17 protein-coding genes, 1 tRNA gene and 1 pseudogene are annotated in these 18,620 nt (G+C 63.3%); 7 read left to right on the forward strand and 12 right to left on the reverse strand.

The genetic code is table 11. The features are described 5' to 3' along the window. Positions 1-97: 97 nt before the first annotated feature. Positions 98-388: a hypothetical protein gene (locus ACVXZ4_RS10910; protein WP_461794873.1), complete on the forward strand. Its 291-nt coding sequence runs from the start codon at positions 98-100 to the stop codon at positions 386-388. Positions 389-923: 535 nt separating this feature from the next. Here ACVXZ4_RS10910 and ACVXZ4_RS10915 read toward each other — a convergent pair. From ACVXZ4_RS10915 to ACVXZ4_RS10940, 6 genes are all read right to left on the reverse strand, one after another. After that, complete coding sequence (locus ACVXZ4_RS10915; RefSeq protein WP_461794874.1) at positions 924-1,286, reverse strand: hypothetical protein; 363 nt, start codon at positions 1,284-1,286, stop codon at positions 924-926. Positions 1,287-1,550: 264 nt separating this feature from the next. Beyond that, positions 1,551-1,688, reverse strand: a complete 138-nt coding sequence (locus ACVXZ4_RS10920) for a hypothetical protein (protein WP_461794875.1) — start codon at positions 1,686-1,688, stop codon at positions 1,551-1,553. After that, positions 1,685-2,695: a hypothetical protein gene (locus tag ACVXZ4_RS10925; protein ID WP_461794876.1), complete on the reverse strand. Its 1,011-nt coding sequence runs from the start codon at positions 2,693-2,695 to the stop codon at positions 1,685-1,687. Before ACVXZ4_RS10925 ends, ACVXZ4_RS10920 begins: the two co-directional genes overlap by 4 nt. Before the next feature lie 182 nt (positions 2,696-2,877). After that, positions 2,878-3,966: a nuclease-related domain-containing protein gene (locus ACVXZ4_RS10930; protein WP_461794877.1), complete on the reverse strand. Its 1,089-nt coding sequence runs from the start codon at positions 3,964-3,966 to the stop codon at positions 2,878-2,880. 77 nt (positions 3,967-4,043) lie between these two features. Further along, positions 4,044-5,804, reverse strand: a complete 1,761-nt coding sequence (locus ACVXZ4_RS10935) for a DNA/RNA helicase domain-containing protein (protein WP_461794878.1) — start codon at positions 5,802-5,804, stop codon at positions 4,044-4,046. After that, positions 5,791-6,111: a nucleotide pyrophosphohydrolase gene (locus ACVXZ4_RS10940; protein ID WP_461794879.1), complete on the reverse strand. Its 321-nt coding sequence runs from the start codon at positions 6,109-6,111 to the stop codon at positions 5,791-5,793. The genes ACVXZ4_RS10935 and ACVXZ4_RS10940 overlap by 14 nt, the downstream gene beginning before the upstream one ends. Positions 6,112-6,772: 661 nt before the next feature. Here ACVXZ4_RS10940 and ACVXZ4_RS10945 point away from each other — a divergent pair. The 4 genes and pseudogenes from ACVXZ4_RS10945 to ACVXZ4_RS10960 all read left to right on the forward strand — a co-directional run bounded on the left by ACVXZ4_RS10945 (position 6,773) and on the right by ACVXZ4_RS10960 (position 10,866). Continuing rightward, positions 6,773-8,026, forward strand: a complete 1,254-nt coding sequence (locus tag ACVXZ4_RS10945) for a hypothetical protein (protein ID WP_461794880.1) — start codon at positions 6,773-6,775, stop codon at positions 8,024-8,026. Positions 8,027-8,445: 419 nt separating this feature from the next. Beyond that, positions 8,446-9,147, forward strand: coding sequence for a hypothetical protein (locus ACVXZ4_RS10950; RefSeq protein ID WP_461794881.1), 702 nt, complete (start codon positions 8,446-8,448; stop codon positions 9,145-9,147). Positions 9,148-9,224: 77 nt separating this feature from the next. Further along, positions 9,225-9,772, forward strand: a pseudogene (locus ACVXZ4_RS10955) (IS3 family transposase); the annotation flags it as partial. A 20-nt stretch (positions 9,773-9,792) separates the two neighbouring features. Next, positions 9,793-10,866, forward strand: a complete 1,074-nt coding sequence (locus ACVXZ4_RS10960; protein ID WP_461794882.1) for a hypothetical protein — start codon at positions 9,793-9,795, stop codon at positions 10,864-10,866. Between the two features lie 224 nt (positions 10,867-11,090). On the opposite strand, the gene ACVXZ4_RS10965 is transcribed toward ACVXZ4_RS10960, so the two are convergent. From ACVXZ4_RS10965 to ACVXZ4_RS10975, 3 genes are all read right to left on the reverse strand, one after another. Beyond that, positions 11,091-11,164: transfer RNA gene (locus tag ACVXZ4_RS10965), tRNA-Pro, on the reverse strand. An 80-nt stretch (positions 11,165-11,244) separates the two neighbouring features. Further along, positions 11,245-11,790: an MOSC domain-containing protein gene (locus tag ACVXZ4_RS10970; protein ID WP_461794883.1), complete on the reverse strand. Its 546-nt coding sequence runs from the start codon at positions 11,788-11,790 to the stop codon at positions 11,245-11,247. A 150-nt stretch (positions 11,791-11,940) separates the two neighbouring features. Continuing rightward, positions 11,941-12,429, reverse strand: a complete 489-nt coding sequence (locus ACVXZ4_RS10975; protein WP_461794884.1) for an NUDIX hydrolase — start codon at positions 12,427-12,429, stop codon at positions 11,941-11,943. Positions 12,430-12,742: 313 nt separating this feature from the next. On the opposite strand from ACVXZ4_RS10975, the gene ACVXZ4_RS10980 reads away from it, so the two are divergent. Beyond that, a complete protein-coding gene (locus ACVXZ4_RS10980; RefSeq protein WP_461794885.1) occupies positions 12,743-14,173 on the forward strand; it encodes an amino acid permease in 1,431 nt (476 codons plus the stop codon). Continuing rightward, the gene (locus tag ACVXZ4_RS10985) at positions 14,173-15,036 is read left to right on the forward strand and encodes a universal stress protein (protein ID WP_461794886.1); all 864 of its coding nucleotides are present in this window, start codon (positions 14,173-14,175) and stop codon (positions 15,034-15,036) included. Before ACVXZ4_RS10980 ends, ACVXZ4_RS10985 begins: the two co-directional genes overlap by 1 nt. A gap of 213 nt (positions 15,037-15,249) precedes the next feature. Here ACVXZ4_RS10985 and der read toward each other — a convergent pair whose 3' ends face one another. From der to ACVXZ4_RS11000, 3 genes are read right to left on the reverse strand one after another with little or no spacing between them, the layout of a single operon-like run. Further along, a complete protein-coding gene (gene der / locus ACVXZ4_RS10990; RefSeq protein ID WP_461794887.1) occupies positions 15,250-16,773 on the reverse strand; it encodes a ribosome biogenesis GTPase Der in 1,524 nt (507 codons plus the stop codon). 46 nt (positions 16,774-16,819) lie between these two features. Then, entirely contained in the window at positions 16,820-17,509 is a 690-nt protein-coding gene (gene cmk / locus ACVXZ4_RS10995) for a (d)CMP kinase (RefSeq protein ID WP_461794888.1), read from the reverse strand. After that, entirely contained in the window at positions 17,506-18,597 is a 1,092-nt protein-coding gene (locus tag ACVXZ4_RS11000) for a prephenate dehydrogenase (RefSeq protein WP_461794889.1), read from the reverse strand. Before ACVXZ4_RS11000 ends, cmk begins: the two co-directional genes overlap by 4 nt. Between the last annotated feature and the right edge of the window lie 23 nt (positions 18,598-18,620).

An 18,620-nucleotide genomic window follows, 5' to 3' on the forward strand; every position in this document is an offset into this window, starting at 1 on the left:
TAGGAGCTGAGTCGACCGTGCCCTTCCCGGACGACCTACTGATCGGCGCATGGAGAGACACCGGATGGCTATGCCCCGAGCTGCACCAAGAACTCGGATGGCCGCGGAAAGACTGCTCACCGACGCGGAAGCGGCCCTGTTGGTACGGATGAGCGCGGCCACCATCGACCGTCGACTGGCCACAGGGCGCGCGAAACTGGTCTCGCGGGGTCGGTCGCATACCAAGCCCGGGACGCTGCTGAAGTCGCAGATCCCGATCCGCACCTGGGCCGATTGGGACGACGCGGTCCCCGGTTTCGTGGAGATCGACCTGATCGGCCACGACGGCGGGAACGCGTCGGGCGAGTTCTGTTCAACCCTGCCCGTGACGAACATCGCGGCCGGGTAGGCGGTGAGCCAGTCGGTCAAGAACACGGCCGAGAAGTGGGTGTTCTAGGCGCTCGTGCACGCCTGCCGAGTGTTCCTCTTCCCGATCAGTCGCTCTCGTTGGACTTCCTAGGCATTACAAAACGGCCCATAGTGTCGGGCCGGACCAGGGCAAAGCCGTCCCGTTGGCGAACTTGAAGGAGACCACCGCTCAATGTGACGGGGTCAATCAAACCAAACGCATGAAAGTCCCGGCAAATCTAGCGATTCACCGGGACTTTTTTGTCGGGCTGACAGGATTTGAACCTGCGACCACCTGCAGGCTAAGGCCCAATCTGGTCGTTGCCCAATGCCTCGGGAACTCGCGGGTTTCCTCGCGTTTGCAGGGAACCGGGCGGTCCGCTTCTCACGGTTGTACGCGGACAAGACAGGTCGTTCTCGGTTCATTTCGATGGGAAAGTAATGGGCACCCAAAACGACTCGAACCGAGAACGCTATGGTGGCAGCACTCACTGAAGCAGGGGTTCTGCTCGATTAAATTGCCCCTCTTTCGGTCGCTATCGTGGGTCGGTGACGAGCTTTCGGATCAGGGCGACGAGTCGCTCCTGCGGGATCCCCGCCTCGAGGACCAGAGCACTTGGTCGAGCGTTGTCCGCGATGTTGTGGAGGATGCGGCCGGTGTCGAGACGGGTGCCCCGAAGGTGACCGTTCAATGTCCATGCGCCGATTTGGCCTGCGTCGTACGAGTTCGCGACGCTAAGCAGGTTGTAGAGGTCTGTGAGGTCCTTCGGTGCCGCTCGTGAGATGGTTGCGTAGGCCTTGAGGCTGACCGCGAGCTCGACCGATGGCACCCGGACTACGAACTCGTGGCGGCTCCCATCGGTAAGCATGGCGCCGACATCGAGAAGGATGGGCTCCATCGCGAACGCACGCAGGAGGCCAGGTGCGGCGTCGAAGCCGCGGCCTCCGTGTTCTGCCTACACAAACTTACTTGTGCTGGACGGCACGAGTAGGTCGATCTCGAGGGGTCCCTTGGCATAGTGGTTGCCGCTCGCGGTAACGTATCCCGCATCCGTCAGTGCACGGTGGATTTGCCCAGTGGCGGCGATCGATGTCGATATGGCGGCGTCCGCGTCGGCCGTGCGCCGGATGATGGCTTTGGCGACCGGGAATGCGGTTAGCAGCTAGCGGGCCATATGGCCGCCGCCGACACGGACATCGTCGAGGTGCTCGGTTATGCGGGCCACGTCTTCCAACGCCAGGTAGGCGGCGTCGTCAGCATTGGAGGTCGCGACCGTCTCCACCGAGCGTCGGATCTTCAAGATCCTCCACTCCCGAGCACCAGATCACGGATCCGTTGAACTGCCTCGTCCGCGTCCGGGCCACCCGTTCGCCTAACATCCCATGCCGCGATGACCGGATCGACGGTCGGCGTGTTGGTTCGTTGCGACCATGAGGCTGCGGTTGCCCAGATGGTTTGGTCGGCTGGAACGGTGAATGTGAGTGTGGCGCGCTCATTAGTGGTCTGCGCAAAGCCAAGCTTGCCTAGGGCGATCCCCGACGTGGCGTAGACGACAGCACGCGCAGGAACTCGCCAGGGTGCCAATTTGTCAGCTGCGGAATCTCCAGAGCTCAATACTTGTAAGCCAGCGGATGCACCGGCGGCCACAACCGAATTCGACTGGTAAGTGACAGCGTCCAGCCCGTACCAGTGCGTGGTGATCCCGCCCGGACCCGCGTACTCAGCCATGAACATATCCCAGAGCGCTATGCGATCTGTCGCCCTCCAACCAGAGGCCGATCTGACGATAAGGCCATCGAGTGCGCTGTTTGACTTGGACACCGCGGACTGCGTCACGCCGGTTTCTTTCGCCAACTCGACCTGGGATCGAGGCTCCCCGTCGAGGAGGTACGCACGCATGATTGCCCAGCGACCCCACGGCTTGCGTCGACGGCCAGGCACAGTCATTGACGCATGGGTTTCCGCGACCGCGTCGGGTGAGTGAATCTCCTCGCGGTTCCAGATAAGGAGTCGATTCCTGAGTGACACGACGCCCAACCGCCGATTACGCTTCGCGGCGTCGATGAGGCCGCGGCTCGCGATTGGCACGACGACCAAGACACGCTCGTGGGCATTCTCGAGCAGTTGTAGAGCATCCCACTCGTATATCGTCTTTTGCCGCACCTTGACTTGCACTACGGCGGTTTCGCCGGCGCGGCTCACGAGAAGTTCGACGCCCCGACGCTGATCGGGACGCGCTGACACGTCGAAGCCGGCAGCGACGAGCAGGTCAACTGCGTCAGACTCCGATATCGTCGAAGGTGGCATTGCCTTCCCATATTCTTCTTAGCGAGATATTCCACTATAACTACTAGAGCGGTTTTCCTCTAGAAGGAATACGGCGCGAACGCCTCGATCGGTGACTGATCCTGCGACTGTGATGCCCCCCTCATGCTCTGAATCAGTCTGAGTCATCCTGACCTGCAACGATCTCAGTCGGGACTTCTGACTCACCGACCTACGGTGCGTACAAGCCATCGCACTGTTGCGAGCCCGCCAAAGCCGATCGCGGCGGCTCCCGCCAGCATGAGTAGGGGTTTCACTCCGAGGTAGAGGGGCGGGATGAGGCAGCTGACGGCAGGGACGCACGGCTGATTGGCAATCGAGCGAAAAGTAAAGATGCCGATGACGATGAACGCCACGGCGAACCAGAGCTTCACAAGGTCGACCGCCGATGGTCCACGCGTACCTTTTCGTGCCGCCGGTGTCGTGCGTGTCGGACGGCTGGTCCTAGCCGGGCGACTGCGGCGGGGTGTGAGCGTCGTCCGGGACCGGGGAGTTGCCGTCCTCGGTCTGCTCGGAGTTCCGACATCCGCGATGAGTCGCTCGAAACGCGGCATCACCCGAAGGGTGTTCGCTGCCTCGCGATCGATGTGCCAGGTTTCCGGCTCTTCCGCAGCAAGCTTGAGCAACGAAAGCTTCGTGTCGCTCAGCTGCCGCGGCTGGGACCTCAGCCATGCGACGAGCTTGCGAGCATCGAGAACCGCCACGGGACGGTTGAGCGGGGCACGTCGATCAATCACTGACACCGGGTCGACGAGGGCGATCACCGGCCTCACTTCGACGGGAAACTCTGCCTTCGCCGAGAGTCTCGTTGCCACGTCGATGGCGTCGCGACGACCGTCCGAGAGATGGCGAGTCTTGCTGTTGTTGACGCCGAGCATGTAGTCAACCACCCAGACCTTTGCTCCGGCGTGATGCTTGGTGTTGATCGCGAAAACCCCTCCGGGCCCGATGACCAGATGGTCGACATCCTTGGTACCAGCACCGATCGGCACGGCGTGCCTGACGAACCATTCCGGGCCGAGGTCGGAGAGCAGCCGGCCCACCTCCATCTCACCTAGTGCGCCCTGGTACCACGGCCAGGCATCGTCATGGAGGGCTACCCGCGCGGGAGTCCGAAGCGAGGGATCTCGGGATTCCGCCTGCGACTGAACCTCGAGGCACTTGCGCGCGACTGAATACCCCGCAGCCCGAGAGGACAGTGCCTGGATGCCGGCAAAGTCGGTGTGCTGGGCCGTGTCTTCTGTCGACGTCATGTTTCCCCCGAGTCCGACCGTATCGAGGGAAACTCTGCAAAGAACCCCCCAGTGCGGGGTAGGCCGAACCGTCGACGCTAGGAGCTTGGGATGAACTGCCGCAGGTGCTCGCGAAGCTCCGGGTCGCACACATAGACGTATGTGCCCAGGATGCCGCGGGTCAGAAGCACCGCATAGATATTGCTGATGAACCGCAGGAGGTCCTCGTCCGTGTACTTCTTCCCCAGGACATCGTTGTTCTCTTTGCCCTTAGTGTCGAAGTACGAGTCTCGATCGACGATCAGCCTGCCGTTGACAGGGTCGTAGCGAAGATCCGGACCGATGATCACACCGGCGTAGTTGAGGTCGTATCCCTGGACGGTATGGATGGAGCCGACTTCGTCTACGGCGTTTGGCGAGGCGATCCAGTCGACCTGCTTGCTGTTCCAGCGAAGCTGCACGCCGTCCAGTTCGATGTCGAATGCCGTCTTGTCGCTCTTGGTCTTCCATGGCCAGGCGTACCCGGCGAGCAGTCGAGAGAGCCCGACCTCGGCATCCTTGTGCCGGATCTCCTCGCGCATTTCAGCAAGGTCGTCGAAGAATCGAAGCCCGTAGCCGTCGAAGTTCTCCGGAGCCACCGGTTCACCCGAACCGAGGATGCGTCTGATGTAGGAGACGTAGTCCGACCCGGCTTGAACCCGCATCTGGGAGAGCAGCGGATAGTTGCGATTCGCGGCCTTGGCCTCCCGCACGAGTAGAGCGAGCGTCTCTAGAGGCACGTCGGCCGGCCGAACGCTTTGGGCCGCGTCGAGCAAGAAGATCTGGTGCGTACTCTTCGCCCGGATCCAGTCGAGCTGGGTCTTCGTTGTGTCGTCGTTTCCGAAGAGCTTCTCGGTGATGAGCCGAAAGTTCTTGTTCTGCACCCCTGACGGTTGATTCGCGCGTTGGTTGAGGCGGTGCGCTTCGTCGACGATGAGCAGGTCGAAGTGCTGATTAGAGAAGCCGACGTCGAAGGCGGTCATCACCATCGACGGATGCAATCCCGGGGTCTTCTTGAACACCTTCTTGATCGATTCGCGCAACGACTGCTGCGGCACGACGAGGCCGATCCGAATGTCTGTGAGTAGGTCTTGATAGCCCTCGACGAAGAACTCGGAGAAGAGAGTGTCGCTATCGAGGTATTCCGCAGGGGCGGTGGCCGCGATGTCCACGAGCAACTTGAGCATGTAGATGGCGAGGACAGTCTTGCCTGTACCCGGCTCGCCCTGAATGACGGTCGTGCTCTTCTCGCCTGACTTTAGGTCCTCAAAGAGGCCCTCGAGGATGTCCTCAACCGCGATCGCCTGGTCCGGCATCAATGCCTTGAACGGTGAGAGCTTGAAAAGGTCGCTGTTCTCGATCTCAGGAATGGTTCGGGTGAAGACGCCGTCCCGCTTCAGCTGATCGAACACCTCGAGGAAGGACTCGCGGTACTGCTCGCGATCGTAGTAGTCGGCCTCAGTGATCCCGTCGTTCCTGTTCAGCACCCGGTACGAGCCGTCGCCAGCCAGCATCCGAATCAGGTACGACTCCAGGTCGAGACAGACCGACTTGTTGAAGGTCTCATCGACGATTACGCGGATGGTGCGAAGGTGCTTCTTTTCTGGTGAGTCGAAGTGCTGCCGCATCCGTGCCGCGGCGTTGCGGGACTCCCCCACATAGACGTCGTTGAGACGAACCTTTGTGGCGACCTCTCGGTCGCGCTTGGCGTCGTCCAAGACGTAGACAACCGGCCAGTTGGTGTTGCGGTGATCGAGCGACGCCCAGGTCTTGACGGCATTCGGGGTGAAGTCGAGCCGCCCGATCTCAAAGGGCGTCATATTTGGCGCTGCGCCCCCGCGCCTTGTCCACCGGATACTTCGCTCGTGTGGAGGCCAGCTTGTCGAGGACGATCTGCTCCGGATCCGCGCCAATTCGCTCCGCGAGCAGCAAGCAGTACGTGAGCACGTCGGCTAGTTCCTCGCGCACTCGAGCCTCGTCAGCATCCGCATTCCACTGGAAGCACTCGAGCAACTCCCCCGCTTCAATCGCGATGCTCTTCGCCAGGTTCTCGGGGCTGTGAAACTGCGCCCAATCCCGCTCGGCAACGAACGCCGCGATCTCATCGCGAACTGACTGGTCGACCATCCCGCCAACCTAACAGGGTCGAGTTCGCAACCCGGCCGACCTTGGCCCGAAGGCTGGGACGATCGCGCGTGGAGTTGCCGCGGCACAGCGGGTTGTTCGAGACGTTTGACTCTCCAGGTAGATGTCCCCAGCCTGTGGCTGACGAGGTGTCCGGAGGTTCCGTGGGCCCGCATATCGGAGTCGGTGAACTTCAGGAATCTCACCATCAAAGAATCTCGGGAACCCGAGAGTCCGAGGTCACCTGTCGGGCTGCGCCCCACCGGCACGGCCGTCACATCGCGGCCTGCGCATGCCAATGCTGCCCAGGGGCGATGCGCTGGAACCGGCGCGTCGGGGACCCCGCTGTAAGCACGCCATAAATGCGAAATGACTGCCAAAAAAGCGCGGCAGTCATTTTGCATTTAGTGGGCTGTACTAAGAACTCAGTACGCCCCAGAAACACGGGGCATACTTCAGGGGCTGAAAGGCGTTTTCCTCCACACCCCTCCGGATTTTCCTCTTTTTGCGTGGAGTTCCCGCAAGCGACGGTTGAAATCCGGCCACGATCATGCAACACCGAGCTCTTCGCGTTGGATGCTCCTGCGTATCGAGAAGCACCCCACGAAAGGCACCGCCACATTGGGCGTTGCCTGGCCTCGAAGCGAGGCTGTAGCCTCCGAAGATGTTTGGTAAGACGAATCTAGACCTTGTGCGGGCCGCCCTCGACAAGTACTTGCCAACCATCCCAACGGAAAAAGCCAGGTTTCCGGCCCCACTCGGCACTCAGGGCATCAGGGTCCACATCGGGCCCGCACATGTTGTGGATATTGCGGAACAGGGTGGCTGGTGGGTAGCGTCAACCAACGGTGCAGCGTTTGAAAATACTCCGTCACGCGCAAATTCAGGGTTGCAGGCGGTTACAGCTGTCATTGCAGCGACGGTAGTTCGCCACTTTCAGCCGCATCTCTTCCCCACGTCCACCGATCGACCGGGGGACGACATCTATGACACTGAGGATGATGTGATCATTCAGGGACGCGTCATCGAAGCGTATGAGTTTCTAGTCGCGCTAGCGAACGCCGAGATTCGCTCCAGCGACGATGCCGACGAATTGGCCCGTCGACTGCTCGTCCCACTCGCCGAATCAATTGACCGACACAACGTCGAACGAACCCGAGCGGCCCAGGCAAGTGACGAGCGCGTGGCCAGTTCAGCTGCGGCCGAACTCCAGGCAGATCTGAACTACTTCATTCCGTCGACTCCGATGAGCATTTGTCCTCAGTCGAATTCACGCGATGGGTACGCCTTGGAAGTTGAGGTCCGCGGCCGAACGCTCAAGTACTTTCCGAACAACCAGGGTGTCTGGAGCGAGTGCACGTACGACGATGACCCATACGATGTCGAGCTCGATGATGGCGAGGAGCTCACTCCTCGAACTCTCGTTAAGTCCGTCCTGTGGGCAGTAATGAGCGAGTACACATCCCCACTCGAGGGCCAGGATTCCAATCCCGAACATCCAGACCAGGCGATGTTGGAGGGGATCAACTCCATTAGAAAAACGTTGCTCGACGGGGTACCCGTCGGACCGATGCCGGAATTGTTGTCCCAGATTGGGGAAACGCTTCCAGCGAAGTGGCGCAGGGACTCTGGATTCGATGGGCCCACTCGGCAAACGGCAGAAGTCGTTGAAAAGGTCGCAGTAGTAGTCCGAGACCGTCTCAGTGTCGAGGATGTCGTTCCTCGTTTGGAAACCGACGGCAGTTACACCTTCTTCGTAGTCTACGAGGGCAACTTTGGCTTCTGGTACGTCGTGTCTCCGGACGGCGTGTGGACAGATGACAGTGGGCACATGGTTCGAATTGGTGAAGGTGATGACTCTGTGGAGTCCGTCCTAGCTGAAATCGCATCCCGTCTCAAGAGCGAGATGGCGAGATGACCGTACCGCTGCCCTGAGTCGCGCACACACGATGACCGTCCCCATTCTGCCTATGAACCGATAGTGCTGGGCGCCGTGGGCAGTCTTGCAAAGGAACCGGAGAGGGCAGAACGCCCTCCAACCAGTAGTGGGGACCTGGCAAATCGGTAGTGGTCGGCCAATCACGCAAAGCCACCTCGATTAGCGGGACCTGAGCCGACTGAAGGGAGCGAGGCCGACGTTTCAAGCATTTGAGCGCTCATTGATTTGGGGCATGGCGGCGGCGTTCATTCGTCTTGCCCCGACACTACTGACATGTCACCATTGCCACATGCGGCCAGATCGCCGAGACGAGCCGGTGCAGCCAGCCAGCCGACGCGGACGCGTATGAACGTGATGAGAGTTACAAAGCGCCGTCGAGGCGCACCCGTGCACCGATTGTGCTCGATCTTAAGGCGGTCTCAACGAGTGATCTGCTTGAGGGATTTACAAAAATACTGAACGCACTGGTAAATGTCGCCGGGCTACGCTACCTCGACACCGAGACGTGCTCCGCGATTCTTTCTGTCTTCCTCGGCCTCTACGTCGTTCTGGCGCTACAGCTGCCGAAGCCCCGAGACCGACAGATTGAGCTAGAGCGGCAAGGCATCCAGCGAAGGGCTGTGCTCGTCACTCTATTGGTTGGCCCAGGAGGTATCGCCTTGTCTCTATTCGGCATTCGGGCGGGCGGGTTGAGCCTCATCGGAGCGTACGTTCTGCTGATTCTGGCCGGGATCCTCGTCGCGGTGGTGAGCACGATGGTCCTCCACTCAATCGGATCGGGCGGCGTGGAGCTTGGAAACTTCACAAAATGGGTCTTAATTCGTCGCACACCAATACCGAAAGACAGCTATTGGACTGTCCTAGCGTGGCTGGTCGTCATATCTGTCATCAGTGTGATCCCTGTCTTTGCCCTTCTATTCCTGGCGCCGGACACCGATAATCAGACTGCCGAGTTAAACGCCCTCGCTCCGCTGGCGATCTTAGGGATACTCAGCTTGGCCCTCATATACGCCATCTTGATCCCACCCCGCATTGCGCAGTTGTCGATGCGTCGGCACCGAGAAAAGACTGCCAAAATCCGGTCCATGGTCGACCGCTAGACCAAAGATTCGTAAGTGAGGGGTCTGCCCAGGGTTTGGTTGTCACCGAACCGTGCAGCAGACCCGTCACCGACGGCGACGGGCGCGTCCGTCATGAGTTCACCGCCGAGCGCCCGAACCAGCTCTGGCTGACGGACATCACCGAACACCGGACCACCACGGAGGGCAAGCTTTACCTCTGCGCGGTCAAAGACGTGTTCTCGAACCGGATCGTGGGGTGCTCGATCGACTCCAGGATGAAATCGAGTCTGGCCGTGAACGCTCTCAACAATGCCGTCGCGATGCGCGGGAACGTCGCCGGGTGCGTGATTCACAGCGACCAGTTGAATACGGCCAATTTCGAAGCAGGAAATTCCTCCGCGCTTTGGCCGCTCACCGCATGGTCGGATCCATGGGCAGGGTCGCCTCTTGTGGTGATAACGCCGCAATGGAATCGTTCTTCAGCCTGCTGCAGAAAAACGTCCTCAACCGTCGCTCCTGGGCAACGCAGGAGGAGCTGCGCATCGCGATCGTGACCTGGATCGAACGCACCTACCACCGACGCCGGCGGCAGCCCCGCCTGGGACGTTTGACCCCGATCGAATTCGAGGCCATCATGAACACGCCAGCCGCACTGGCTGCGTGACTAGAAACTGTCCCCAATCCGTGCAGCAGACCCATTCGGAGTCCCCGAAAGACGCCCGATTTCCCCAACTCGCTGTCGCCGCCACCCTCAGCATGCCGAATATCGGAGTATCCGAAGAAGCAGTCGAGCTCATGCGCCTGGCCCTCGCTACGGGCCTGAGCCCAGGTCTCGCTGACGCTGACAAACAGTACTGGGCGAACGCTACCGTGGCGCGACTTCACCAGCCAGCACACGCGCTCGGATGGACCCCATCGACCGACTACAGAATCGACCGACTCGGCCCCCAGGGCAAAGACAAGCAACTCGGATCAAAAGACGGAGTCATCTTCATCGAGGGATCTCGGTACTGCCCAGGAACACCCACCGCACTCCAAATGGCGTCCGTTGATCACGAGAAGCAGCAGAACGGCGTCGATGACGCTGTCTACAAAATCAGAATTGACGCGCGACTGGCCTTTAAGGTCCATGCGAAGGAACGACCCGACGAGAAGGGCCGTCAACCCGTCAGCTGCCCCGCACGCGGCAATAGCCCCACGGTCACGTGCCCGATCTTCGAACTGCTCATGGAGCGCGACAGGAAAACACTTCCGACCGTCGCTGACAAAGAGCGTCCACGAGTCGAGGAAGAGGACGCCCCTAACCTCGACTTCCTCCCGAAGATCTGCCGCCAACACTCTGTCTCGCTTCAGAAAGAGGACGACCTGCGGACAAGCCAGGGCTTCCAGTACAAGAGCAAGGAGTGGGTCGAGTTTCACAAGCACGCCCGGAACAGCATCGAAGGACTAAACGGCAATGCCAAAGATGGCGGTCAGGAAAGTATCGACTCGACGTCGCGCCGTCGCGTTCGCGGATTTGCTGCTGCGGCCGTCTTCATGGCCGTTCTGCTGACAACCTTCAACCTCCGAACCATCACCTCCTTCATCAAGAAGGAGAAGACCGCGGAACAGATCGGGAAACCACGCGACCCTCAGAAGGAAGTCATGGGGCGTCGACGAGACCGAGTGAGCGTGAACAGCTACACCGGCACGTTGCCAAAAGACCCCATCCTCGTTCAGTACCACCAAGGCATGCTGGCTTCCCCGCTGAGAACCTAGCCCCTCCCCAGCGTCACCCAACACTTCCCACCGCATGACAGATCAATTCGACGCGCCCCGAAACGGGCGCGTTTCGTCGTTAAGCAGCTCCGGGCCCTCCGCGAAGCCGCCCGGGCTGGAAACGTGCGATCGCACGAGCCCGGAAACGACGAAATCCCTCCCGCTTCTGACTGGGAGGGATTTCGTGGTTAGTTCTTGGGACGGTTTTTAGTACGACCCTTTAGTCGGGCTGACAGGATTTGAACCTGCGACCCCCTGACCCCCAGTCAGGTGCGCTACCAAGCTGCGCTACAGCCCGATGTCGATCGAAGGCGAACCCGTCGAAGACAACCTATCCATACTAGCGCGACCGAGGTGGCCGCTCGAACGGTCAGCGACTCAGAAGCGGAAGACTTCGAGGATGGTCGGGGCGTCGACCGGCGCGGCGAGGAGCTCGATCTCGTCCCCCGCGGCAATCGGACCGGTGCGGATGACACGCAGGTACGCCCCGAGGCGACCCTCGATGGCGAAGCGCTTGACCCAGCCCCGCTCGTCCGCTCCCCCGACCCAGCGGGCGAAGGTGGCACAGGGCGAGCGCGGCATGGTGACCTCGAGTTCGACGGTATTGCCGATGCGCCAGCGTTCGCCGACGCGGGCGTTCGAGACGTCGAGTCCGGTGACACGCAGGTTCTCGCCGAACCAGCCGGGCGGGAGGTCGCGGCCAAGCTCCGTGGTCCAGAAGTCGGCATCCTCCTGGGCGTAGGCGTAGACGGCCTTGTCGAGACCGCCGTGGTTCTTGCGATCGGCCTGCACGTCGGCGTAGAGGCCGAGGCGGCCGACCCTGATCGGGCCGGTCGCGGGGCGCTTGTCGATGGCGGTGATGCCTATAGCGCCGGGGTCTGGGCGGAGGGCGCTGACTACGCAGGCGGCTAGGAGGGTCGGCATGAAAGGAGTTTATCGGCGGGGGTCTCGCTCCCCACCGGCACGGCCGCCCGATTCTGGCGAATCGTTCGGAACCGGCGGCGTGGGCGCACGGTCGCTGGGCGACCTACTCGACCGGCAGGGTGGTGGGTCTCGACACGGTCGCTGAGCGACCTACTCGACCAGCAGTTGGCGGAGGTCAGACCAGGCGGCACCGAAGCCCGGGTGGAGGGGCAGGTCGTCCACCTCGATCACCGGCACCCAGCGCAGCTCGGCGCTCTCGGCATCCGCGATCACCGGCTCGAACTCCTCTAGCGCCTCGGCGACAACCGTCGTATAGGACCAGAAGCCGAGGTCGAGCACCGAAGTGTGGATGATGCGCAAAAGCTCGGGCGGCACGGTCGCCTCCTCGGCGGCCTCGCGCAGCGCGCCGTCGACCGCACTCTCGCCCTGCTTGCGGGCGCCGCCCGGGAGGCCCCAGGTGCCGCCGAAGTGGCTCCAGCCGACGCGGTGCTGCAGCAGGATTCCGAGGGACGGATGCCACACCAGGAGTCCGGCGGCGCCGAAACGTCCCCAGAATTTCGCGCCGTCGGGACCGTAGACCCAGGCATCGCCGGGATCGCGGATGTAGCCCGGCGGGAGGGGCGGGGGTCGGTCGGACACTGGTTAAGTCTGCACTACGGCGGGTCTCGACACGTCGCTGGCGCTCCTACTCGACCAGCAAAGCGGTCTCGCTCCCCACGAAGCCGCCGCCCGATCCAAGAGCGGGATCGTTCGGACTGCGTCGTGTCGGCCCACGTGGCTGGCGCTCCTACTCGACCAGCGGCGGCCAGCGGCAGCCAGCGGCGGCGAGCTCACTGCGACCAAAAGTAACCGCGCGGTCTACCCCCGTCAACCCGTGTCATCAATTCGGGTTCTGTGGCACATTGGTCGCTTCGATCGCCTCTTCAGAAGAGGCCGAGTTCGGGGGTATCCCATGGCAATGAAAGACCTCTTCATCACTCGCTCCGTGGCCGACCTCGTAAAGGAGGCCGAGGGCGAGGAGGGGCTGAAGAAAACGATCGGCCCGTTCGCGCTGACCGCCCTCGGTGTCGGCGCGATCATCGGCACCGGCATCTTCGTCGTCATCGGGGAAGGAGCGAAGCTCGCCGGTCCGAGCCTGTTCATCTCCTTCATCCTCGCCGCGATCACCTGCGGTTTCTCCGCGCTCTCCTACGCCGAGCTCGCGTCGAGCGTTCCGGTCTCCGGCAGCGCCTACACCTTCTCCTATGCCACGCTCGGCGAGCTGGTGGCGTTCATCATCGGCTGGGACCTCGTGCTCGAATACGGAGTCTCCGTCGCTGCGGTCGCGGTCGGCTGGGGCGGAAACGTCAACGAATTCCTGCGAGCCGCCTTCGGATTCGAGCTGCCGGCGGCGATCTCGACCTCACCGTCCGAGGGTGGTGTGTTCAACATCCCGGCGGTGTTCATCGTGCTGGTGATCAGCGTCATGCTCACTCTGGGCACCCGGGAGAGCACGACATTCAACGCCGTCATGGTGGTGATAAAGATCATCATCTTGATCTTCTTCATCGTCGTGGCGTTCACCGCCTACAACTCCAACCACTTCTCCCCTTTCGCACCGGACGGGTTCGGGGGAATCGCTTCGGCTTCCGGCGTGATCTTCTTCGCCTACATCGGGTTCGATGCCGTGTCGACGGCATCGGAGGAATCAAAGAATCCGGGACGGGATCTTCCGATCGCCATCATCGGATCCCTCGTCATCTCGACGATTCTCTACGTGCTCGTTGCAATCGCGGCCGTCGGGGTCGCCCCGGTCAAGCTGCTGTCGGGAAGCGATGCACCACTGGCTGCCGCCCTTCGCCAGGGAGCCGGAATCCCCTGGGCGGGAGGACTGCTCGCCGCCGGTGCGCTCATCGCGATCACGAGCGTCGTGCTAGTGATCATGTACGGCCAGACCCGCATCTTCTTCGCCATGTGCCGCGACGGGCTGCTTCCCCGCCGCCTCGCAAAGGTGCACCCTCGCTTTGGGACTCCGGCGCGGCTCACCCTCGGATTCGGCGTGCTGATCGCTATCCTCGCCGCCCTCGTACCGCTCGATGAGATCGTGAAGCTCGTCAACATCGGCACGCTCTTCGCCTTCGTGCTCGTCAACGTGGGAGTCATCATCCTCCGACGCACGAAGCCCGAGATGAAGCGTCCGTTCCGGGTGCCGTTCTCCCCCGTGTTCCCCATCATCGGCATCCTCCTCTGCGGCTATCTGATCGCCCAATTGCCGTGGGAGACCTGGCTGCGCTTCGTCGTCTGGCTCGTCATCGGACTCATCATCTATTTCGCCTACTCGCGAAAGCACTCCCGCGTGCGCACCGGAGAGGCGGCGCAGCTGCCGTCGGAACCCTCAGCCTGATGGCCGAACAGCCGGGTGCCGCGCCCATCCTCGCGGCCTACAAGGGAGATGCCGGCGCCGACGTGCTCGCGTTCGCCGCCGCCTGGAGCCGAGCGAGTGGGCGTCCGCTCACCGTGATCACCGTCTACCCGAGTTCCGCGCCGATCGGCATGGGGCGGGTCGACAGTGAGTGGGTTGCCTACAACCGCGAGCAGGCGGAGATCCTCTTGAGCGGCGCGCGCGCGATCCTCACCGGAACGGATGCCCGTTACCGAGCGATTGCCGCAGACTCCGCGTCGCACGGGCTGAGCGACGCCCTCGAAACGGCCGGATCCGGCGCACTCCTCGTGCTGGGGTCGCACAAGACCCGCGGTACCCGTCGCACTGCCCCGGGGAGCACCGCCGAGAGAGTGCTCCAGGGTGCGCCAGGGCCGGTCGTCATCGTTCCCTGGGCCTACGAGGAATTCGTCACGTCATCAATGAGGCGCGTCGCGGTCGCATTCATCGATACGGCCGATGGGCGAGCCGCCCTCACCACCGCGGGTGAACTCGCGACCGAAGTAGGCGCGACGCTGCAACTCGTGAGTGTGCTTCCTGACACCCTCGTGCGGCCGAGCCTCGGCGAGCCGACCAGCTTCGCCGCAGAGCAGAGAGCCCAGTTCTCTCGTTCACTCGAGAACGCTGCGAAGCGGATCGACGCGACTCCGCTGCTGCTGGAGGGATCCGTGGTCGACGCGCTCGCTGACCTCCGCCCGGAAGACGTCGACCTGCTGGTGTGCGGCTCGCGCGGGTACGGACCGGCACGCCGAGTGCTGCTCGGCGGGGTGTCGTCGCGACTGCTCAAGGCTGCGAGAGTGCCGGTCGTGGTGGTTCCTCGGGGGTAGCCGGGGTGGGGTTGGAGCGGCAGCGGGTCTCGCTCAGCACGATGCCGCCGCTCGATTCAAAGGCGGGATCGTTCGGATTGCGTCGTGCGGGTCTCGACACGTCGCTAGCGCTCCTACTCGACCAGCAAGGCGGCGCTCCTACTCGACCAGCAAGGCGGCGCTCCTACTCGACCAGCAAGGGGGCGCTCCTACTCGACCGGCGCGGCGGCGGGGCTAGGTGCGCTTGCGGCGCTCGCGCACTCGCATGTTCACGTTGATCGGGCTGCCTTCGAAACCGAAGATCTCGCGCAGGCGGCGCGTGATGAAGCGACGGTAGCCCGGGTCGAGGAATCCGGTCGTGAACAGCACGAACGTCGGCGGACGGGTCGCGGCCTGGGTTCCGAACAGGATTCGCGGCTGCTTTCCGCCACGCACCGGGTGCGGATGCTCGGCCGCGAGCTCGGCGACGAGAGCGTTGAACTTGCCGGTGGGGATTCGGGTGTCCCACGAAGCGAGCGCGAGCTCGAGGGCGGGAACCAGCTTCTCGAGGTGACGACCGGTCTTCGCGGAGATGTTGACGCGCGGAGCCCAGGCCACGTGCGCGAGGTCCTGCTCGATCTCGCGCTCGAGGTACCGACGACGGTCGTCATCCATCAGGTCCCACTTGTTGAAAGCCAACACGAGGGCGCGCCCGGATTCGAGCACGAGGTCGATGATGCGCACGTCCTGCTCGCTGATCACGTCGCTCACGTCGAGCACGACGACGGCGACTTCCGCCTTCTCGAGGGCGGCGCTTGTGCGCAGCGAGGCGTAGAAGTCGGCACCCTGGGCGAGATTCATGCGACGACGGATGCCCGCTGTGTCGACGAAGCGCCACACCTTTCCGCCGAGCTCGACCTGCTCGTCGACCGGGTCGCGTGTGGTTCCGGCGAGTTCGTTGACGACGACGCGCTCTTCGCCGACGGCCTTATTGAGCAGGCTCGACTTGCCGACGTTCGGGCGGCCGAGGATGGCGACGCGGCGGGGTCCGCCGACCTCTTCCTTCGCGACGGCCGAGACCTCGGGAAGGATGGTGAGCACGTGGTCGAGCAGGTCGGCGACCCCACGACCGTGAAGGGCCGAGACCGGCCACGGTTCGCCGAGGCCGAGGCTCCAGAGGCCGGCGGCCTCCGGCTCCTGGCGCGCGTCGTCCACCTTGTTGGCGGCGAGGATCACGGGCTTGCTGGTGGAACGCAGCATGCGCACGACGTGTTCGTCGGTGCTGGTGGCCCCGACGGTGGCGTCGACCACGAAGAGCACGGCATCGGCGAGGTCGATTGCGATCTCGGCCTGGGCTGCGACGGAGGCATTGATGCCCTTGGCGTCGGGCTCCCACCCACCGGTGTCGACGAGGGTGAAATTGCGTCCGGCCCACTCGCCCTTGTAGGTGACGCGGTCGCGGGTGACGCCGGGTGTGTCCTGCACAACGGCTTCACGACGCCCGAGGATGCGGTTGACGAGCGCCGACTTGCCCACGTTGGGGCGGCCGACGATCGCGAGCACCGGAAGGGCCGGGAGGTAGGTGACGGCATCCGGATCATCCGTTGCGGAGTCGAGGAGGTCGCGGTCTTCCTCGTCGAGGTCGTAGTCTTCGAGGCCCGCACGAAGCGCGTTGGCGCGCATGAGCGCATCGGACTCGTCGAGCACGGCGAGCTTCTCGCTCAGCTTGGGATCGAGATCGCCGTATTCGTCGTGCTCTTGGTCGTTGTTGTCTGGCATGGGGGAATTTTTCCTGTTGAGGGTCTCGACACGGGCGCTCAGCGCCCTACTCGACCAGCGGAGCCACCAGGGCTACTACCGCCTGCACGGTCTGGTCGAAGTCGAGATCTGTTGAATCGAGGGTGGTCACACCCTCGGCGGCGTTCATGAAGTCGACGACCCGGGAGTCCTGGGCATCTCGAGAACTGAGCTTTTCGGCAACGGCCGCAGCCGACTCCGACGGTAACTCAGCGGAACGCCTCGCCATTCTAGCTTCTTCGGATGCCGTGAGCAGTATCCGCACCTCGGCCTCAGGGCAGACGACGGTCGTGATGTCCCTGCCCTCGGTGATGATGCCGGGTTGTTCGCTGCGATCGATGACCTCGCGGAAGAGGTCGACGAGGTAGGCCCGCACCACCGGAACGCGCGCAACGGCGCTCACCACCGCCGTCACCCGCGGGTCGCGGATCGCCTCCGTGACATCCACTCCCCCGACCCGCACGAAATAGTGGTCCGGGTCGGTGCCGATCTCATAGTCGAACGCCGGGAGCGCCGCGATCACGGCCCCGGCATCCTCGGTATCGACGTTGTTTTCGAGCGCGAACCAGGCGAGCGCCCGATAGGCCGCGCCGCTGTCCTGGTAGTCGAAGCCGAGCGCGCGAGCGGATGCCCGGCTCACGCTGGACTTGCCGCTTCCGGCCGGACCGTCGATGGCCACCACGACACGAGGTTCACGCGTCTGCGGTGCCGCGCTCACGCGCCCACCTGCGCGATGCGCCAGCCGCGAGCCTCGAGGTCGGCGACCAACCCCGCTTCGGCCTCGGGCACCACAGAGATCTCGGCGAGACCGATCTGCTGGCCAGGCGAATGTTCGAGTCTGAGGTCTTCCATGTTCACTCCGATGTGCCCGATCTCGGTGAGCAGGCGTGCCAGCTCCCCGGGCTTGTCGTCGACCATCACGATGATCTGGTTGAAGCGTCGATCCTGGCCGTGCTTGCCCGGGATGCGTGCCACTCCCGTGTTGCCGCCAGCCAGCAGCTCGGCGAGAGCGCGCCGGGCCCCCGGCAGCTGCGGTGCGTCGAGGGTGTCGATGGCACGGTCGAGGTCGGCGCGGTAGTCGCGCAGCACCGCGGTGACCGCTGCGGCGTTCGCCCCGAGGATCTGCACCCACAGCTCGGCGTCGCTCGAGGCGATTCGGGTGGTGTCGCGCAGTCCCTGCCCGGAGAGCGAGAGCGCGGATTCGGTGCCCCCGCTGAGTCGCCGGGCCAGCAGCGAGGCGATCACCTGCGGCACATGCGAGACGAGCGCGACGCTGGTGTCGTGCTGCTCGGCGGTCATGATCACGGGGACCGCGCCGAGATCGAGCACGAGGTCTTCGATGACGCCGACCTGCGCCGCGGGCATCCCGTCATGCGGTGTGATCACCCAGGGCCGCCCGAGGAAGAGGTCGCCGCGGGCCGAGATCGGTCCGCCGCGCTCCCGACCGGCGAGAGGATGCGAGCCGACGTAGCGGTCGACATCGACTCCCGCCGCGCGCACCCCGGCCAGCACGGCGACCTTCACGCTCGAGACATCCGTCACCAGGGCATCGGGGAAGGCGGTGAGCTCCTCGGCGATGACACGAGCAGTGACATCCGGGGGCACGGCGACGACCACGAGGCGAGGATTGTCGGTGTCACGAGCGGCACGGCCGGCGCCGTAGTCGATGGCGAGACTCAGGTTGGCCGGCGAGGAGTCGTGCACGATCACGTCCACGCCGAGGGCGCGGAGTCCGAGGCCGACGCTCGCGCCGAGCAGGCCCGTGCCGACGACGCGCACCTCGCCGATCATGCGGCTTCCGTTCATGTTGTGGTTTCCGTAGCTGTCGT

This window comes from Lacisediminihabitans sp. FW035 (genome assembly GCF_054880895.1).

Coding starts and splice junctions, on each gene's coding strand:
- ACVXZ4_RS10930 (WP_461794877.1), bottom strand. CDS start 3,966: ATGACGTCGACAGAAGACACGGCCCAGCACACCGACTTTGCCGGCATC.
- ACVXZ4_RS10940 (WP_461794879.1), bottom strand. CDS start 6,111: ATGGTCGACCAGTCAGTTCGCGATGAGATCGCGGCGTTCGTTGCCGAG.
- ACVXZ4_RS10985 (WP_461794886.1), top strand. CDS start 14,173: ATGGCCGAACAGCCGGGTGCCGCGCCCATCCTCGCGGCCTACAAGGGA.
- ACVXZ4_RS10915 (WP_461794874.1), bottom strand. CDS start 1,286: ATGGAGCCCATCCTTCTCGATGTCGGCGCCATGCTTACCGATGGGAGC.
- der (WP_461794887.1), bottom strand. CDS start 16,773: ATGCCAGACAACAACGACCAAGAGCACGACGAATACGGCGATCTCGAT.
- ACVXZ4_RS10980 (WP_461794885.1), top strand. CDS start 12,743: ATGGCAATGAAAGACCTCTTCATCACTCGCTCCGTGGCCGACCTCGTA.
- ACVXZ4_RS10925 (WP_461794876.1), bottom strand. CDS start 2,695: ATGCCACCTTCGACGATATCGGAGTCTGACGCAGTTGACCTGCTCGTC.
- ACVXZ4_RS10910 (WP_461794873.1), top strand. CDS start 98: ATGGCCGCGGAAAGACTGCTCACCGACGCGGAAGCGGCCCTGTTGGTA.
- ACVXZ4_RS10945 (WP_461794880.1), top strand. CDS start 6,773: ATGTTTGGTAAGACGAATCTAGACCTTGTGCGGGCCGCCCTCGACAAG.
- ACVXZ4_RS10970 (WP_461794883.1), bottom strand. CDS start 11,790: ATGCCGACCCTCCTAGCCGCCTGCGTAGTCAGCGCCCTCCGCCCAGAC.
- ACVXZ4_RS10935 (WP_461794878.1), bottom strand. CDS start 5,804: ATGACGCCCTTTGAGATCGGGCGGCTCGACTTCACCCCGAATGCCGTC.
- ACVXZ4_RS11000 (WP_461794889.1), bottom strand. CDS start 18,597: ATGAACGGAAGCCGCATGATCGGCGAGGTGCGCGTCGTCGGCACGGGC.